The 14,206-nt window shown below is 73.5% G+C and carries 11 protein-coding genes and 1 pseudogene; 6 read left to right on the top strand and 6 right to left on the bottom strand.

Annotation, left to right across the window (positions count from 1 at the left end):
• Positions 1 to 129 precede the first annotated feature (129 nt).
• The 3 genes from ACZ7LB_RS00825 to ACZ7LB_RS00815 form a co-directional block, all read right to left on the bottom strand.
• Positions 130 to 705: a TerD family protein gene (locus tag ACZ7LB_RS00825; RefSeq protein ID WP_471464494.1), complete on the bottom strand. Its 576-nt coding sequence runs from the start codon at positions 703 to 705 to the stop codon at positions 130 to 132.
• Between the two features lie 187 nt (positions 706 to 892).
• Positions 893 to 1,351: a peroxiredoxin gene (locus ACZ7LB_RS00820; protein ID WP_471464492.1), complete on the bottom strand. Its 459-nt coding sequence runs from the start codon at positions 1,349 to 1,351 to the stop codon at positions 893 to 895.
• Between the two features lie 147 nt (positions 1,352 to 1,498).
• Positions 1,499 to 1,936 carry a DUF3052 domain-containing protein gene (locus tag ACZ7LB_RS00815; RefSeq protein ID WP_471464490.1) on the bottom strand — a complete coding sequence of 146 codons (438 nt, stop codon included), beginning with the start codon at positions 1,934 to 1,936 and terminating at the stop codon, positions 1,499 to 1,501.
• A 376-nt stretch (positions 1,937 to 2,312) separates the two neighbouring features.
• Between ACZ7LB_RS00815 and aceE the strand changes: the two genes are divergently transcribed.
• On the top strand, positions 2,313 to 5,060 hold the full coding sequence (aceE, locus tag ACZ7LB_RS00810) for a pyruvate dehydrogenase (acetyl-transferring), homodimeric type (protein ID WP_471464488.1): 2,748 nt from the start codon (positions 2,313 to 2,315) through the stop codon (positions 5,058 to 5,060).
• Between the two features lie 60 nt (positions 5,061 to 5,120).
• Here the strand turns inward: aceE and ACZ7LB_RS00805 are convergent.
• Positions 5,121 to 6,741: pseudogene (locus ACZ7LB_RS00805) on the bottom strand (MFS transporter); the annotation flags it as partial.
• 188 nt (positions 6,742 to 6,929) lie between these two features.
• Here ACZ7LB_RS00805 and ACZ7LB_RS00800 point away from each other — a divergent pair.
• The 3 genes from ACZ7LB_RS00800 to ACZ7LB_RS00790 all read left to right on the top strand — a co-directional run bounded on the left by ACZ7LB_RS00800 (position 6,930) and on the right by ACZ7LB_RS00790 (position 10,460).
• Positions 6,930 to 7,622, top strand: a complete 693-nt coding sequence (locus ACZ7LB_RS00800) for a TetR family transcriptional regulator (protein ID WP_471464486.1) — start codon at positions 6,930 to 6,932, stop codon at positions 7,620 to 7,622.
• 692 nt (positions 7,623 to 8,314) lie between these two features.
• The gene (locus ACZ7LB_RS00795; protein WP_471464484.1) at positions 8,315 to 9,523 is read left to right on the top strand and encodes an alpha/beta hydrolase; all 1,209 of its coding nucleotides are present in this window, start codon (positions 8,315 to 8,317) and stop codon (positions 9,521 to 9,523) included.
• 76 nt (positions 9,524 to 9,599) lie between these two features.
• Positions 9,600 to 10,460 carry a DUF4429 domain-containing protein gene (locus ACZ7LB_RS00790; RefSeq protein WP_471464482.1) on the top strand — a complete coding sequence of 287 codons (861 nt, stop codon included), beginning with the start codon at positions 9,600 to 9,602 and terminating at the stop codon, positions 10,458 to 10,460.
• On the opposite strand, the gene ACZ7LB_RS00785 is transcribed toward ACZ7LB_RS00790, so the two are convergent.
• Complete coding sequence (locus ACZ7LB_RS00785) at positions 10,423 to 10,881, bottom strand: MerR family transcriptional regulator (RefSeq protein WP_471465098.1); 459 nt, start codon at positions 10,879 to 10,881, stop codon at positions 10,423 to 10,425. The two genes, ACZ7LB_RS00790 and ACZ7LB_RS00785, sit on opposite strands and share 38 nt — an antisense overlap.
• 457 nt (positions 10,882 to 11,338) lie before the next feature.
• Here ACZ7LB_RS00785 and ACZ7LB_RS00780 point away from each other — a divergent pair, with 457 nt between their 5' ends.
• Positions 11,339 to 12,163, top strand: a complete 825-nt coding sequence (locus ACZ7LB_RS00780) for a serine hydrolase domain-containing protein (protein WP_471464480.1) — start codon at positions 11,339 to 11,341, stop codon at positions 12,161 to 12,163.
• A 25-nt stretch (positions 12,164 to 12,188) separates the two neighbouring features.
• Here ACZ7LB_RS00780 and ACZ7LB_RS00775 read toward each other — a convergent pair whose 3' ends face one another.
• Positions 12,189 to 12,866, bottom strand: coding sequence for a pirin family protein (locus ACZ7LB_RS00775; RefSeq protein ID WP_471464478.1), 678 nt, complete (start codon positions 12,864 to 12,866; stop codon positions 12,189 to 12,191).
• A gap of 59 nt (positions 12,867 to 12,925) precedes the next feature.
• Between ACZ7LB_RS00775 and fasR the strand changes: the two genes are divergently transcribed.
• Positions 12,926 to 14,131, top strand: coding sequence for a fatty acid biosynthesis transcriptional regulator FasR (gene fasR / locus ACZ7LB_RS00770; RefSeq protein WP_471464476.1), 1,206 nt, complete (start codon positions 12,926 to 12,928; stop codon positions 14,129 to 14,131).
• Positions 14,132 to 14,206 lie beyond the last annotated feature (75 nt).

Genomic DNA, 14,206 nt, shown 5'->3' with positions numbered 1-14,206 from the left:
TGATGGTCCCTCCCCGGGGATGGTGCTCGTGTGGTGGTGCGCGTCCGGCGCCGCACGGCGGGGGTGCGGCGCCGGACGCCCGGGGCCCGGTCGCCCCTCGGGGGCGGCCGGACCCGGCCGCCCGGAGTGTCAGACGTTCACACCGAAGTCCTGCGCGATGCCGCGCAGACCCGAGGCGTAGCCCTGGCCGATGGCGCGGAACTTCCACTCCGCCCCGTGCCGGTACAGCTCGCCGAAGACCATGGCCGTCTCCGTGGAGGCGTCCTCGGACAGGTCGTAGCGGGCGATCTCGGCCCCGCCGGCCTGGTTGACGACGCGGATGTACGCGTTGCGCACCTGGCCGAAGGACTGCTGGCGGTTCTCGGCGTCGTAGATCGACACCGGGAAGACGACCTTCTCGACGTCGGCCGGCACGGCGGCCAGGTTGATCTTGATCAGCTCGTCGTCGCCCTCGCCCTCACCGGTGAGGTTGTCGCCGGTGTGCTCGACGGAGCCGTCCGGGCTCTTCAGGTTGTTGAAGAACACGAAGTTGCCGTCGCTGCCGACCTTGCCGGTGTTGTTCAGCAGCAGCGCGCTGGCGTCCAGGTCGAAGTCGGTGCCGGTCGTGGTGCGGACGTCCCACCCCAGTCCGACGATGACCGCGGTGAGGCCGGGGGCCTCCTTGGTCAGCGAAACGTTGCCGCCCTTGCTGAGGCTGACTCCCACGAGTCCTCCCTTGGTGTCCGGGGGCCGATCGCCCCGTGGTGCGTTGGATGTCGTGCGTTGCGTGTCGTGCGTGGATACCGGATCAACGATCCGATCCTAGTGACGGGTTCCCCCGCCGCGCGTCCCCGCGCGGGGGACGGACCGCGGACTCCGGCCACCCGTGCCGCGCCCCGAAGGCGCGGCGGGGTCACAGGGAGTCGAGGGCCTTCACGTACTCGTTCAGGTCACGGGCGTCCGGCAGGCCGTTGACGACGGTCCAGCGGACGACCCCTTCGCGGTCGATGACGAAGGTGCCCCGGACGGCGCAGCCCTTGTCCTCGTCGAGGACGCCGTAGGCGCGCGAGACGTCGCCGTGCGGCCAGAAGTCGGAGAGCAGCGGGTACTCCAGGCCCTCCTGCTCGGCGAAGACGCGCAGGGTGTGGATGGAGTCGTTGGAGACGGCCAGCACCTGGGTGCCGCGGTCGGAGAACTGCGGCAGGTTGTCGCGGACCTCGCACAGCTCGCCCGTGCACACGCCGGTGAAGGCGAACGGGTAGAAGAGCAGCACGACGTTCTTCCGGCCGCGGAAGTCGGACAGCTTCACGGTGGCGCCGTGGTTGTCCTTGAGTTCGAAGTCGGGGGCCTTGTCGCCGACCTGGATCGCCATGGGTCCTGTCCGTCCCTTCGTGGGGTGATTCGCTCGAACACCCGTGGGGTGATTCGCAGGAACCACCCTACGCAGGGATCTGCCCGGACCGCGGGCGGGCCGACCGTGGCCGGCCCGCCCGGGTCCGGATGCTGCGGAGCCCGGCGGCTACCGCTTGGACTTGGCGGCCTTGGGCGTCGCCAGTCGGCTGCCGCTCCAGTCCTTGCCGACGCTGACGCTCTTGGACGCCGTCAGCCCCGCCGTCGTCGAGGCCTCCGAGATGTCGCTCGGCTCGACGTATCCCGGACGGCCGGTCTTCGGCGTGAGGAGCAGGATCGACCCGCCCTCCTCGATGTACGTGGTGGCATCCACCAGCGCATCCGTCAGGTCGCCGTCGTCGTCACGGAACCAGAGCACGACGGCGTCAGCCACGTCCTCGTAGTCCTCGTCCACCAGTTCGCCCTCGACGGCACCTTCGATGGCCTCGCGGAGCTCCTGGTCGACGTCGTCGTCGTAGCCGATCTCCTGGACCACCTGTCCGGGCTGGAACCCCAGCCTGGCGGCAGGGCTCGTCCGCTCCTCCGCGTGGTCCGCGGTCGCGCTCACGGGTTGCCTCCTGATCATGTCTCGGTGAATGTCTCTTGAGCCGCGCGCGTACGCACGGCTTGGCCGTAGTCCACACGGGCGGGACGGATCGCGCAAGTACCCGGCCTCCGGGACCGCCGAAACGGTGACGATCCCGGCCGTGTCGCCGCAACTCCCGCACCGCCGTTCCGCCCGAGGGTGACGTGCACCACACCTATCTGCCCCGTTTGCGCATTTGGGAACCCTGTGTGGGTACGAGACCCGGATGAACACGGCCCCGGCCCCCGACGGGACCGGTTACCCCACGGTACAGATGACGTTTGCCCCCGTGAGGTACACGATGGGGAAACGGCGCCCTCATCCGGCATCCGTGGCCCTCCGACAGCGAAGGAACAGCGTGGCTTCCGCATCCGACGGCAGTCCGATCATCATCGGCGGCCTCCCGAGTCAGGTTCCGGACTTCGACCCCGAGGAAACCCAGGAGTGGCTCGACTCGCTCGACGCCGCCGTCGACGAGCGGGGGCGCGAGCGCGCCCGCTATCTGATGCTGCGCCTGATCGAGCGGGCCCGCGCCAGGCGCGTGGCCGTGCCCGAGATGCGCAGCACCGACTACGTCAACACGATCGCGACCAAGGACGAGCCGTTCTTCCCCGGCAACGAGGAGATCGAGCGCAGGATCCTCAACGCGACCCGGTGGAACGCGGCGGTGATGGTCTCGCGGGCGCAGCGCCCCGGCATCGGCGTCGGCGGCCACATCGCGACCTTCGCCTCCTCCGCCTCCCTGTACGACGTGGGCTTCAACCACTTCTTCCGGGGCAAGGACGGCGGCGACGGCGGCGACCAGGTCTTCTTCCAGGGGCACGCCTCGCCGGGCATCTACGCCCGCGCGTTCCTGCTGGACCGGCTGACCGAGGAGCACCTGGACGGCTTCCGGCAGGAGAAGTCCAAGGCCCCCCACGCGCTGTCCTCCTACCCGCACCCGCGGTCGATGCCGGACTTCTGGGAGTTCCCGACGGTGTCGATGGGGCTCGGCCCGATCGGCGCGATCTACCAGGCGCGGATGAACCGCTACCTGGAGGCGCGGGGCATCGCGGACACCTCCCGGTCCCACGTCTGGGCGTTCCTCGGCGACGGCGAGATGGACGAGCCCGAGTCGCTGGGCCAGCTCACCATCGCCGCCCGCGAGGGCCTGGACAACCTGACCTTCGTGGTCAACTGCAACCTCCAACGGCTGGACGGCCCGGTGCGCGGCAACGGCAAGATCATCCAGGAGCTGGAGTCGGTCTTCCGCGGCGCCGGATGGAACGTGATCAAGCTGGTCTGGGACCGTTCCTGGGACCCGCTGCTCGCCCAGGACCGGGACGGCGTGCTGGTCAACCGGATGAACACCACGCCGGACGGCCAGTTCCAGACCTACGCCACCGAGTCCGGCGCCTACATCCGCGACCACTTCTTCGGCGACGACCACCGGCTGCGCGCCATGGTCGAGCACATGACCGACGACCAGATCCTGCACCTGGGGCGCGGCGGGCACGACCACCGCAAGATCTACGCGGCGTTCAAGGCGGCCAAGGAGCACCGGGGCCAGCCGACGGTGATCCTCGCCAAGACGGTCAAGGGCTGGACGCTGGGGCCGAACTTCGAGGGCCGCAACGCCACGCACCAGATGAAGAAGCTGACGGTCGACGACCTCAAGCGCTTCCGCGACCGGCTGCACCTGCCGATCTCCGACCGGGAGCTGGAGTCCGGCGCCCCGCCGTACTACCACCCGGGCCGGGACACGGAGGAGATGCAGTACATGCACGACCGCCGCAAGAGCTGCGGCGGCTACGTGCCGACCCGGCTGGTGCGGTCGGAGCCGCTCGCCCTGCCCGGCGAGGCGACCTACGCGAGCGTGAAGAAGGGGTCGGGCCAGCAGTCCATCGCGACCACGATGGCCTTCGTGCGGCTGCTGAAGGACCTCATGCGGGACAAGGAGCTGGGCAGGCGGTTCGTGCTGATCGCGCCGGACGAGTACCGCACGTTCGGCATGGACTCCTTCTTCCCGAGTGCGAAGATCTACAACCCGCTGGGCCAGCAGTACGAGTCGGTGGACCGGGACCTGCTGCTCGCCTACAAGGAGGCGCCGACCGGGCAGATGCTCCACGACGGCATCTCGGAGGCCGGCTGCACCGCCTCCCTGATCGCGGCCGGATCGGCCTACGCCACCCACGGCGAACCGCTGATCCCGGTCTACGTCTTCTACTCGATGTTCGGCTTCCAGCGCACCGGCGACCAGTTCTGGCAGATGGGCGACCAGCTCGCCCGCGGCTTCGTGCTGGGCGCCACCGCCGGGCGCACCACCCTGACCGGCGAGGGCCTCCAGCACGCCGACGGCCACTCGCAGCTCCTCGCCTCCACCAACCCGGCGTGCGTGGCGTACGACCCGGCGTTCGGCTTCGAGATCGCGCACATCGTCGAGGACGGCCTGCGCCGGATGTACGGCGGCGACGAGGAGCACCCGCACGGCGAGGACGTCTTCTTCTACCTCACCGTCTACAACGAGCCGATCCGGCACCCGGCCGAGCCGGAGAACGTGGACGTGGAGGGCATCCTGCGGGGGATCCACCGCTTCAGCGAGGGCACCTCGGGCTCGCTGCCGGCGCAGATCATGGCGTCCGGCGTGGCGGTGCCCTGGGCGGTGGAGGCGCAGCGCATCCTCGCCGAGGAGTGGGACGTGCGGGCCGACGTCTGGTCCGCGACCTCCTGGAACGAGCTGCGGCGCGAGGCGGTGGCCTGCGAGGAGCACAACCTGCTGCACCCCGAGGAGGAGCAGCGGGTGCCGTACGTGACGCGGAAGCTGTCCGGGGCCCGGGGGCCGTTCGTGGCGGTGTCCGACTGGATGCGGTCGGTACCGGACCAGATCGCCCGGTGGGTGCCGGGGACGTACCAGTCGCTGGGCGCCGACGGCTGGGGCTTCGCGGACACCCGGGGCGCGGCGCGGCGGTTCTTCCACATCGACGCGCAGTCGATCGTGGTGGCCGTGCTGACGGAGCTGGCGCGCGAGGGGAAGGTCGACCGGTCGGTGCTCAAGCAGGCGGTGGACCACTACCGGCTGCTCGACGTGAAGGCGGCCGCCCCGGGGGCGGCGGGCGGCGACGCCTGACCGCCCCACCCCGCGGAACGCGCGGCGGCCGGTCCCCCGCGGCGGGGGACCGGCCGCCGTCCGCTCAGATGTGGCCGACGCCGGAACCGGCCTCGGCGTTGGCGCCGCGCTTGGTCAGGAGGGCGACCAGCACCGCGACGACCGCGACCCCGGAGGCCACCAGCGAGGCCAGGCTCATGCCGGAGATGAAGGTCTCGTGCGCCACCCCGGCGATCTTGGCGGCGGTCTCCGGCGGGGTGCCCTCGGGCACCGGCGGGACGCCGACCCGGACCGCCTCGGACGCCTGGTGGAGCTGGTCCGGCGGCAGTTCGGGCAGGCCCGCGGCGGTCCAGTTGCCGCCCAGGTCGCGGTCGACCTTAGAGGCCATGACGGCGCCCAGCACGGCGGTGCCGAGGCTGCCGCCGATCTGCATGGCCGCCTGCTGGAGGCCGCCCGCCACGCCGGACAGCTCGATCGGCGCGTTGCCGACGATGACCTCGGTGGCGCCGACCATCACCGGTGCGAGGCCGAGGCCGAGCAGGGCGAACCAGAGCGACATCACGGCACTGCCCGTGTCCGTCTCCAGGGTGGAGATCCCGTACATGGCGAGGGCGGTGAAGACCATGCCCGCGGCGAGCGGGACGCGGGGGCCGACCTTGGTGATCGCGGCACCGGCCAGCGGGGAGCCGACGATCATCATGCCGGTGAGCGGCAGCAGGTGCAGGCCGGCGTCGACCGGGCTGAGGCCGTGCACGTTCTGGAGGTAGAAGGTCACGAAGAACAGGCCGCCCATGAAGGCGATGGCCATCAGGACCATCAGGACGACGCCCGCCGACAGCGGCACCGAGCGGAACAGCCCCAGCGGGATCAGCGGCTCGCGGACCTTGTTCTCCCAGAGGGCGAACAGGACGAAGCCGATCACCGAGGCCGCGATGAACAGCCAGGTCGTGCCGTCGCCCCAGCCCCAGCCGGGTGCCTTGATGAGCGCCCAGACGAGGCAGAACATGGACGCCGACAGCAGCAGGATGCCCAGGACGTCGAAGGAACGCGGCGCGTTCTCGGCCCGGTGGTCCCGCAGGATCAGCACGCCGAGCACCAGCGCCAGGACGCCGACCGGGACGTTGATGAAGAACACGGACTGCCAGTTGACGTGCTCGACCAGCACGCCGCCGAGGATCGGGCCGCCCGCGGTGGAGGCGCCGATGACCATGCCCCAGATGCCGATGGCCATGTTCAGCTTCTCGGCGGGGAAGGTGGCCCGCAGCAGGCCGAGCGCGGCCGGCATCAGCAGGGCGCCGAACAGGCCCTGGAAGACGCGGAAGACGACGACCATGACGATGCTGCTCGACAGCCCGATGGCCCCCGAGGCGACGGCGAAGCCCGCCGCGCCGATCAGGAAGGTCTGCCGGTGGCCGAAGCGGTCACCGAGCTTGCCCGCGGTGATCAGCGCGACCGCGAGGGCGAGGAAGTAGGAGTTGGTGATCCACTGGACGTCCGCGAGGCTGGCGTCCAGGTCGTCCTGGATGGCCGGGTTGGCGATGGCGACGATGGTGCCGTCCAGCGCCACCATCATGACCCCGACGGCGACGGTGACGAGGGTGACCCACGGATGCCCGCGCAGCCCCGCGGCACGGGCCGGCCCCGACGGGCCGGGCGCGTCGCCCTCCGGACCCGTCTTGTCGATGGTGGTCTGACTAGTCATATGGGGAGGCTAATGACAGCGACTGACAATTGACAAACGGGTTCACTAGTCGGTAACTGACATGTCATCCCGCTATCGCCTGAACTGCGAGGTACCGACACCGCGAGGTCCGGCCACGCGGGAAGGGCCGTCGCGGCGGGGCGGACGACTACGGCGGCGGGGACGCGGCCGGCGGAGGAGAGACGTTGATGACGGTCGACACGGCCCCGGCGGCCGGGCGCACGCCCGAGGGCCCCCGGCCCGGACTGCGCGAGCGCAAGAAGCTGCGCACCCGGGACGCGCTGCTGCGGTCGGCGCTCGGGCTGTTCACCGAGCGCGGGTACGAGCGGACGACGGTCGACGACATCGTGGAGGCCGCCGAGGTCTCCCAGCGCACCTTCTTCCGCTACTTCGCCAGCAAGGAGGAGGCCGCGTTCTTCCCGGCGCGGCTCTCGGAGGCGCACTTCGTCGAGTCCGTGCGCGGCCGCCCGGCCGGGGAGGCGCCGCTGGACACCCTGCGCCGGGCCCTGTCCGCGAGCTGGGACGGCATCGGGGAGACCGTCGGCCAGGTGGTGCCGCTCGACCTGCACCTGCGCTTCTACCGGACGGTCGAGTCCACGCCCGCGCTGCTCGCGGCCCATCTGCGGCGCGCCACGGAGCTGGAGGAGGAGATCGCGCGGATCATCGCCGCGCGCGAGGGCCTGGACCCGGACGCCGATCCCCGGCCGCGGGTGGTGGTGGCCGTCTTCGGCGCGGTGCTGCGGGCCGCCGAGCGGGTCTGGTCGGCGCGGGACGACGCCGGGCTGGCCGAGCTGCGCGACCTCACGACCTCCCACCTGGACCGGGTGGAGACCACGCTCACCGGGACCTGGCACACCTCCCCGGCCGCCGGGGGCCGTTGAGCCGGTCGCGGGTCCGCGGGCAGGCGGCGGGCGTTCGGCGGCGGGCGGTTCCAGGACCGCGCCCGGGGCCCGGGGTCGTGCCGCCGCCCCGGGGCCTGCGGCGGCGGCACGGCACGGGGTTCCCCGGGCCGGGGTCCCTCGCGCAGGACTCCCCCGGGGCCGGGGCGGCGCACGGCTCCCCCGGGCCCGGACCGCGACGAGCGGCCCCCGGAGCCGGGCCGCGGTGGGCGGTCCCCGGAGCCGGATCGCCGTGGGCGGTCCCCGGAGCCGGGCCGCGGTGGGCGGCCTTCCCACGGACCGGGTCGCGGTGGGCGGCCTTCCCGGCAGGGGCGCGGCACGCGACTCCCCGGGAACGGACTACGGTGCGCGGCTCCGCCCGGGACCCGGTCGCGGTGGGCGGCTTCCCCCCGGGCCGGGCGGTGGTGCGCGGCTCCCGGGGGCCCGCCCCTGGGTCTTTCCTTTGGATCGGGCCGGATCAGGGGGCGGGGTCGGGCGCCGTGCGTCGCGAGGCGGAGGAGGGAGTCGGGGCGGAGCCCCGGCGACCGACGACAACGTGGCGAGGCGCGGCGCCCGACCCCGCGAGCCCGGCCTGATCCAAACGAGAGGCCCTAACCCTCTGACACGAAAACGAAACGTGATCCGCGCCACTTGGCTCACGCGGGGCCCCACCGCTCTCCTAGGGTGTCGTCCCAGTGACTTCCTTCGACACCTCCCCGCACCTGAACGTCTGGCGCACCCTGCTCGCCCTGGCCGTGGTGTTCGTGATGCTGGCGACCACCGGCTGGACGGCCCTGCGCAACCAGCGGGGAACGACGGCCCTGGAAGCCTCCGTCGCGGCCTGGCAGCACGGCCGGATCGACGGGCGTCGGCTGCCCGACGCCGCCTCGGCCCCCGCCCGGCTCGCCCGCTTCTTCGCCTCCCTCGGCGAGGGGCAGCGCCTCGCCCTCGCCCACCGCTTCCCCCTCGCCGTCGGCAACATGAACGGCGCCCCCGTCCAACTCCGCTACCGGGCCAACCGGTTCGCCCTGGAGACCGCCCGCGCCGGGGAGCGGGAGCGCACGCACGACCGCCGCCTCACCCCCGCCGGACAGCGGGAGGCGCGCCGCCGCGCCGACCGCTACACCGCGCTGCTGAACCCCTCCCGGCACGTCCTCGCCTTCGACCCGGCCGGCTCCGGCAAGATCGCGGAGGTCTTCGGCGACCTCGACCGCGCCGACCGCGTCTCCGTCGTCGTCCCCGGCGTCGACACCGACCTGCTCACCTTCCAGCGCACCCGACGGGCGCACTCCGCCCCCGTCGGCATGGCCAGGTCGCTGTACGCGGCGGAGCGTACGGCGGGCCCCGCCACCCGCACCGCCGTGATCGCCTGGGCCGACTACGTCTCCCCCGCCGGACTCGGTATCGAGGCCGTCACCGCGACCCGCGCCGAGCGGGGCGCCGTACGGCTCAACGCCCTGCTGCGGGCGCTGCCCGGGACCGGTCCGGTCGCCCTCTTCTGCCACAGCTACGGCTCCGTGGTCTGCGGCCTGGCCGCCCGTACGGCGCCCAGCAGGGTCACCGACATAGCGGTGGCCGGCAGCCCCGGGATGCGCGCCGAGAGCGCCGCCCGGCTGCGCACGGCGGCCCGGGTGTGGGCGATGCGGGACGCCGACGACTGGATCGAGGACGTGCCGAACCTGGAGGTCGGCGGGCTCGGGCACGGTGCCGACCCGGTCTCCCCCGCCTTCGGCGCGCGGGTGCTGTCGGCCCGTGACGCCCGGGGTCACGCCGGGTACTTCGTGCCCGGCACCGACAGCCTGCGCAACTTCGCCGCGATCGGCGTCGGCGCGTACCGCTCGGTCGACTGCGCCCGCCGGAGCGGCATCTGCCAGGAGGATTTGTCCGTGGCCACGGCCTCCTGACGCGCGTAGAGAAACCAGGAACTCCGCTTCGTCCGGAAAGGGGACGTGGCGGCGCCCGCCGCATACGATGAGCCGCATGGGTGACGTACTGGCCGGATTTCACGCCGCCTGGGAGTTCGAATCCGACTCCGTGCTCATCCGCTACGAACGAGGGATTCGAACGCCCAGGCTCTTCCAGGCGCTGGGGAAACGTCGCGTGCCGTTGGAGGCCCTCACCGGGGTGACCCTCGGCCCCGGCAGGCGCGGCACCGTCGTGCTGCGCGCCCTGCCGCGCCCCGGCGCCGACCCGCTGATGGAGGCCGCGGCCGGGCAGCTCCGGGACGGCTGCGACCCGTACCGGCTGGTGCTGCCCGCCGAGCGGGAGTCCCTCGCCGGGTTCTGGGCCGGGGAGCTGGGGGCGGCGCTGGCCGGTTCCGCGCCCGGGCCCGCCGAGCGCCATCTGGTGGCCGCGCCCGAGGCGCCGCGCCGGTTCAAGGCGTACGACGGCAAGGCGTCCTTCGACGGGACGGCGGTGTCCTTCCGGTGGTCCTGGACGGGGGCGTCGTCGGCGAAGTGGAAGGCCGGGGACCAGAGCTTCGCCGTGAGCGAGCTGGGCGGGGTCGAGTGGTGCTCGCCCGGCGAGCGCCTCCAGGGGCATCTGCGGCTGCTGCCGCGCGACGGCACCGCCACGGCCGCGCAGGCCGACCAGGACCCGGCGGCCGTGCTGTTCGGGCTCGGCTACGGACCGGTGCACGAGTCGCTGCCGTTCGCGGCGGCGGTGCTGGCCGCGGTGCGCCACCGGGGGCCCGCCAAGGCGCCGGTGCCGGTCCCGGCGCACCGGCGCGACCCCGCCGACGTCGCGGAGCGCATCCGCCACCTCGGGGAGCTGCACTCGGCGGGGCTGGTGACGGACGAGGAGTTCAGCGCGAAGAAGGCGGAACTGCTGGCGGAGCTGTAGCCGCGCCGGCCCCGTAGAACCCGATCTTGTGGTCGAGCACGGCGAGGGTGTCCCGCAGCTCCGCGATGCGCGCGAGGACGTCGCGGCGGGTCGACTCCAGCAGCTCCCGGCGCTCCGGGAAGGTGCCGTCGCCCTCGCGCATCAGCTCGGCGTAGCGGACCATGTCGGCGACCGGCATGCCGGTCAGGCGCAGCCTGGTCACGAAGTCGAGCCAGTCCAGGTCGTGATCGGTGTAGCGGCGCTGCCCGGTGTGGGAGCGGTCGACGTGCGGCATCAGGCCGATCCGCTCGTACCAGCGCAGGGTGTGCACGCTCAGCCCGGTGAAGGCGGCGGCCTCGCCGATCGTGTGGTGGCCCGTGCCCCGGGGGCGGGGACGGCCGCGGACGACGACGGCGCAGGGGTCGTCCGGGCCGGTGTCCACCGGGGCCGCGCCCCGCGCGCCCTCCGGGGCCGCCGGGTCCGGGGCGGTACGGGCGGTCGGGGCCGGGGCCGTCGGGTCCTGGCCGGCCGGGTCCGGGGCGGTCGGGGCCCGGGACGGGCGGGCGGGCGCCCCGGGAGCGGTCTGGGTCACGGTCATGTCCCCACGCTAGGGCCTCCCTTGGGCGGCCCCTCGTGCCCGGGGGCGATGCCCTCCGGACCGCCCCCGCGCGGGGCCCGGCGCGCGCGGGCAGCCGTGCGGGCGGGCGCCCCCGTGCGGAGGCGGCACTCACCGGCCGCCGGCGGGACCGGGGAAGCCCGTGCGGGCGGGGTACCCGGCGCGGAGGAGGAGGGCGGCGCGTGACCGGCACCTCCCCGCCCCCGCCGGGCGGCGGCACGGCCGGGACGACGCGTGCCGGGCCCCGCGGCGGGCACCGGAGGGAAGGCCATAGGCTCACGGCATGTCCCTGAAGAGCCTCGCGACGATCGAGAACTGGCCCGTGCCCACCGCCGCCGCGGGCGTGGTGCGCGCCGACGGCACCGTCACCGGAACCCACGGCCCCGTCGGACGGCGGTTCCCGCTGGCCTCGGTCACCAAGCCGCTCGCCGCCTACGCCGCCCTCGTCGCCCACGAGGAGGGCGCGGTCGACCTGGACGAGCCCGCCGGACCGCCCGGGTCGACGGTGCGCCACCTGCTCGCGCACACCTCCGGCCTCGCCTTCGACGAGCACCGGACGACCGCGCCGCCCGGGGAGCGGCGGCTGTACTCCAACGCCGGGTTCGAGCGGCTCGGCGAGCACATCGCGCGGGCGGCGGGGATGCCGTTCGCGGAGTACGCCCGCCAGGCGGTGCTGGAGCCGCTCGGCATGGCCTCCACCTCGCTGGACGGCTCCCCCGCCAAGGACGGCGTCTCGACCGTCGAGGACCTGCTGCGCTTCGCCGCCGAGGTGCAGGTGCCCCGGCTGCTGGACCCGCGCACCGTGGCCGCCGCGATGACCGTGCAGTACCCGGGGACCAAGGGCGTGCTGCCGGGCTACGGCCACCAGAACCCCAACGACTGGGGCCTGGGCTTCGAGATCCGCGACGGCAAGTCCCCGCACTGGACGGGTGCCTCCTCCTCCCCGGGGACCTTCGGCCACTTCGGCCAGGCGGGCACCTTCCTGTGGATCGACCCGGTCGCGGGCGCCGCCTGCGCGGCCCTGACCGACCGCCCCTTCGGCCCCTGGGCCGCCGAGTCCTGGCCCCCCTTCACCGACGCCGTCCTCGCGGAGCTGCGCGCGGCCTGACCCCGCGGGGCGGGCCCCGGGCCCCCTACGGCAGGCGCGGTCCGGGCTCCGGCGGCATCTCCCAGAGCAGCAGCTCCGCGTCCGTGAGCGCCCGCATCCGCACGCCCCGGGGGTCGGTGAGGCGGAGCGCGTCGCCCGCCGCCAGCTCCGCGCCGTCCCACCGCAGCCCGCCGCGCACCACGTGGACGTAGACCCGCGCCGCGTCCGGGACCTCCGTCTCCTCCCCCGCCGCCGGGCGCCGCACGTGCAGCACCGCGTCCGCGCCGGGGACGGCGTACGGGGTGCGGGCGGCGGCGTCCCGGACGACCTCGTAGGACGGCTCGCCGCCGCTCTCGCGCGGGGCCAGCCACATCTGCACGAAGGTCAGCGGTGCCGCGCCGTCGTTGCGCTCCACGTGCCGGACCCCGCCGGCCGCGCCGAGCCGCTGGAGGTCGCCGGCCCGGACGACCGTCTCGTGGCCGGCGCTGTCCCGGTGGGTCAGCTCGCCCTCGGCCACCCATGTGACGATCTCGGTGTTGCTGTGCGGGTGCTCGTCGAAGCCCGCGCCGGGCGCGAGCCGCTCCTCGTTGCAGGCGATCAGCGCCCCGAACCGCAGGTTGCCGGGGTCGTAGTGGGGGCCGAAGGAGAAGGCGTGCCGCGACACGATGCCCGCCGCCGCGTCGCCCCCGGGATAGCGCTCGTCGGCGCGCCGAATGTCCGTCACGGGCCCCACCGTAGACCCGGCGGCACGGTCGGCCGTCCGGATAAGGCAGTCTTGTCCCCGTGCCCGAACCCGAGACCAGCAAGCCAGACCACGCCGCGCGCGCTCCGCACCCGCATGCCGCGACCCTGAGGCGACTCGAGAAGTCCTCCGGATCGCTCGCCGCGCAGGCCATCGCGCGGATGGACGAGACGCTGCCGTGGTACCGGGCCATGCCCCCGGAGAACCGTTCCTGGATCGGGCTCGTCGCCCAGGCGGGCATCGCCGCCTTCACCGAGTGGTTCCGCCGCCCGGACACCCCGCAGGCCATCTCCACCGACGTCTTCGGCACCGCGCCCCGCGAGCTGACCCGGGCCATCACCCTGCGCCAGACCGTGGAGATGGTGCGGACCACCATCGAGGTGATGGAGTCCGCCATCGACGAGGTCGCCGCCCCCGGTGACGAATCGGTGCTGCGCGAGGCGCTGCTGGTCTACGCGCGGGAGATCGCCTTCGCCACCGCCCAGGTGTACGCCCAGGCCGCCGAGGCGCGCGGCGCCTGGGACGCGCGGCTGGAGTCCCTGGTGGTGAACGCCGTGCTCAGCGGCGAGGCCGACGAGGGCGCCGTCTCCCGGGCGGCGGCGCTCGGCTGGAACTCGCCGGACCATGTGTGCGTGGTCCTGGGCACCGCCCCGGACGGGGACTCCGAGCTGACCGTGGAGGCCATCCGGCGCGCGGCCCGGCACGCCAAGCTCCAGGTGCTCACCGGGGTCCTCGGCGACCGGCTGGTGGTGATCGCGGGCGGCAGCGACAACCCGCTGGCCGTGGCGAAGTCGCTGATCGGCCCGTTCGCGGCGGGTGCGGTGGTGGCCGGTCCGGTGGTGCCCGACCTGCTGGCCGCGACCCGGTCCGCGCAGGCCGCCGCCGCCGGGCTGAAGGCGTGCGTCGCGTGGCAGGACGCTCCCCGGCCGGTGCTGGCGGACGATCTGCTGCCGGAGCGCGCCATCGCCTCGGACCCTTCCGCCCGCGAGCAGTTGGTGGAGGAGATCTACAGACCGTTGGAAGAGGCCGGCGCCGCGCTGCTGGAAACGCTCAGTGTCTATCTGGAGCAGGCGAGCAGCCTCGAAGGCGCTGCGCGGATGCTCTTCGTTCACCCGAACACCGTGCGCTACCGGCTCCGACGTGTGACTGACGTCACCGGTTGGTCGCCCTCTGATGTACGGTCTGCGTTCACCCTGCGGATCGCGCTCATCCTGGGGCGTCTGGCCGATGGAGATCCGCAGACCTAGGCTTTTGTCGGGGTCCAACAAAACCCCTTCGTGTTCTTCGTCCCTGTCCTCACGGGCGGCCCGGGCCGTCCTCAA

The organism is Streptomyces sp. NPDC107521 (assembly GCF_055598485.1).
The sequence above is the reverse complement of the archived record's forward strand: the minus strand, read 5'-3'. Positions and strand labels throughout refer to the sequence as shown.

Coding starts and splice junctions, on each gene's coding strand:
- ACZ7LB_RS00820 (WP_471464492.1), bottom strand. CDS start 1,351: ATGGCGATCCAGGTCGGCGACAAGGCCCCCGACTTCGAACTCAAGGAC.
- ACZ7LB_RS00800 (WP_471464486.1), top strand. CDS start 6,930: ATGACGGTCGACACGGCCCCGGCGGCCGGGCGCACGCCCGAGGGCCCC.
- ACZ7LB_RS00790 (WP_471464482.1), top strand. CDS start 9,600: ATGGGTGACGTACTGGCCGGATTTCACGCCGCCTGGGAGTTCGAATCC.
- ACZ7LB_RS00780 (WP_471464480.1), top strand. CDS start 11,339: ATGTCCCTGAAGAGCCTCGCGACGATCGAGAACTGGCCCGTGCCCACC.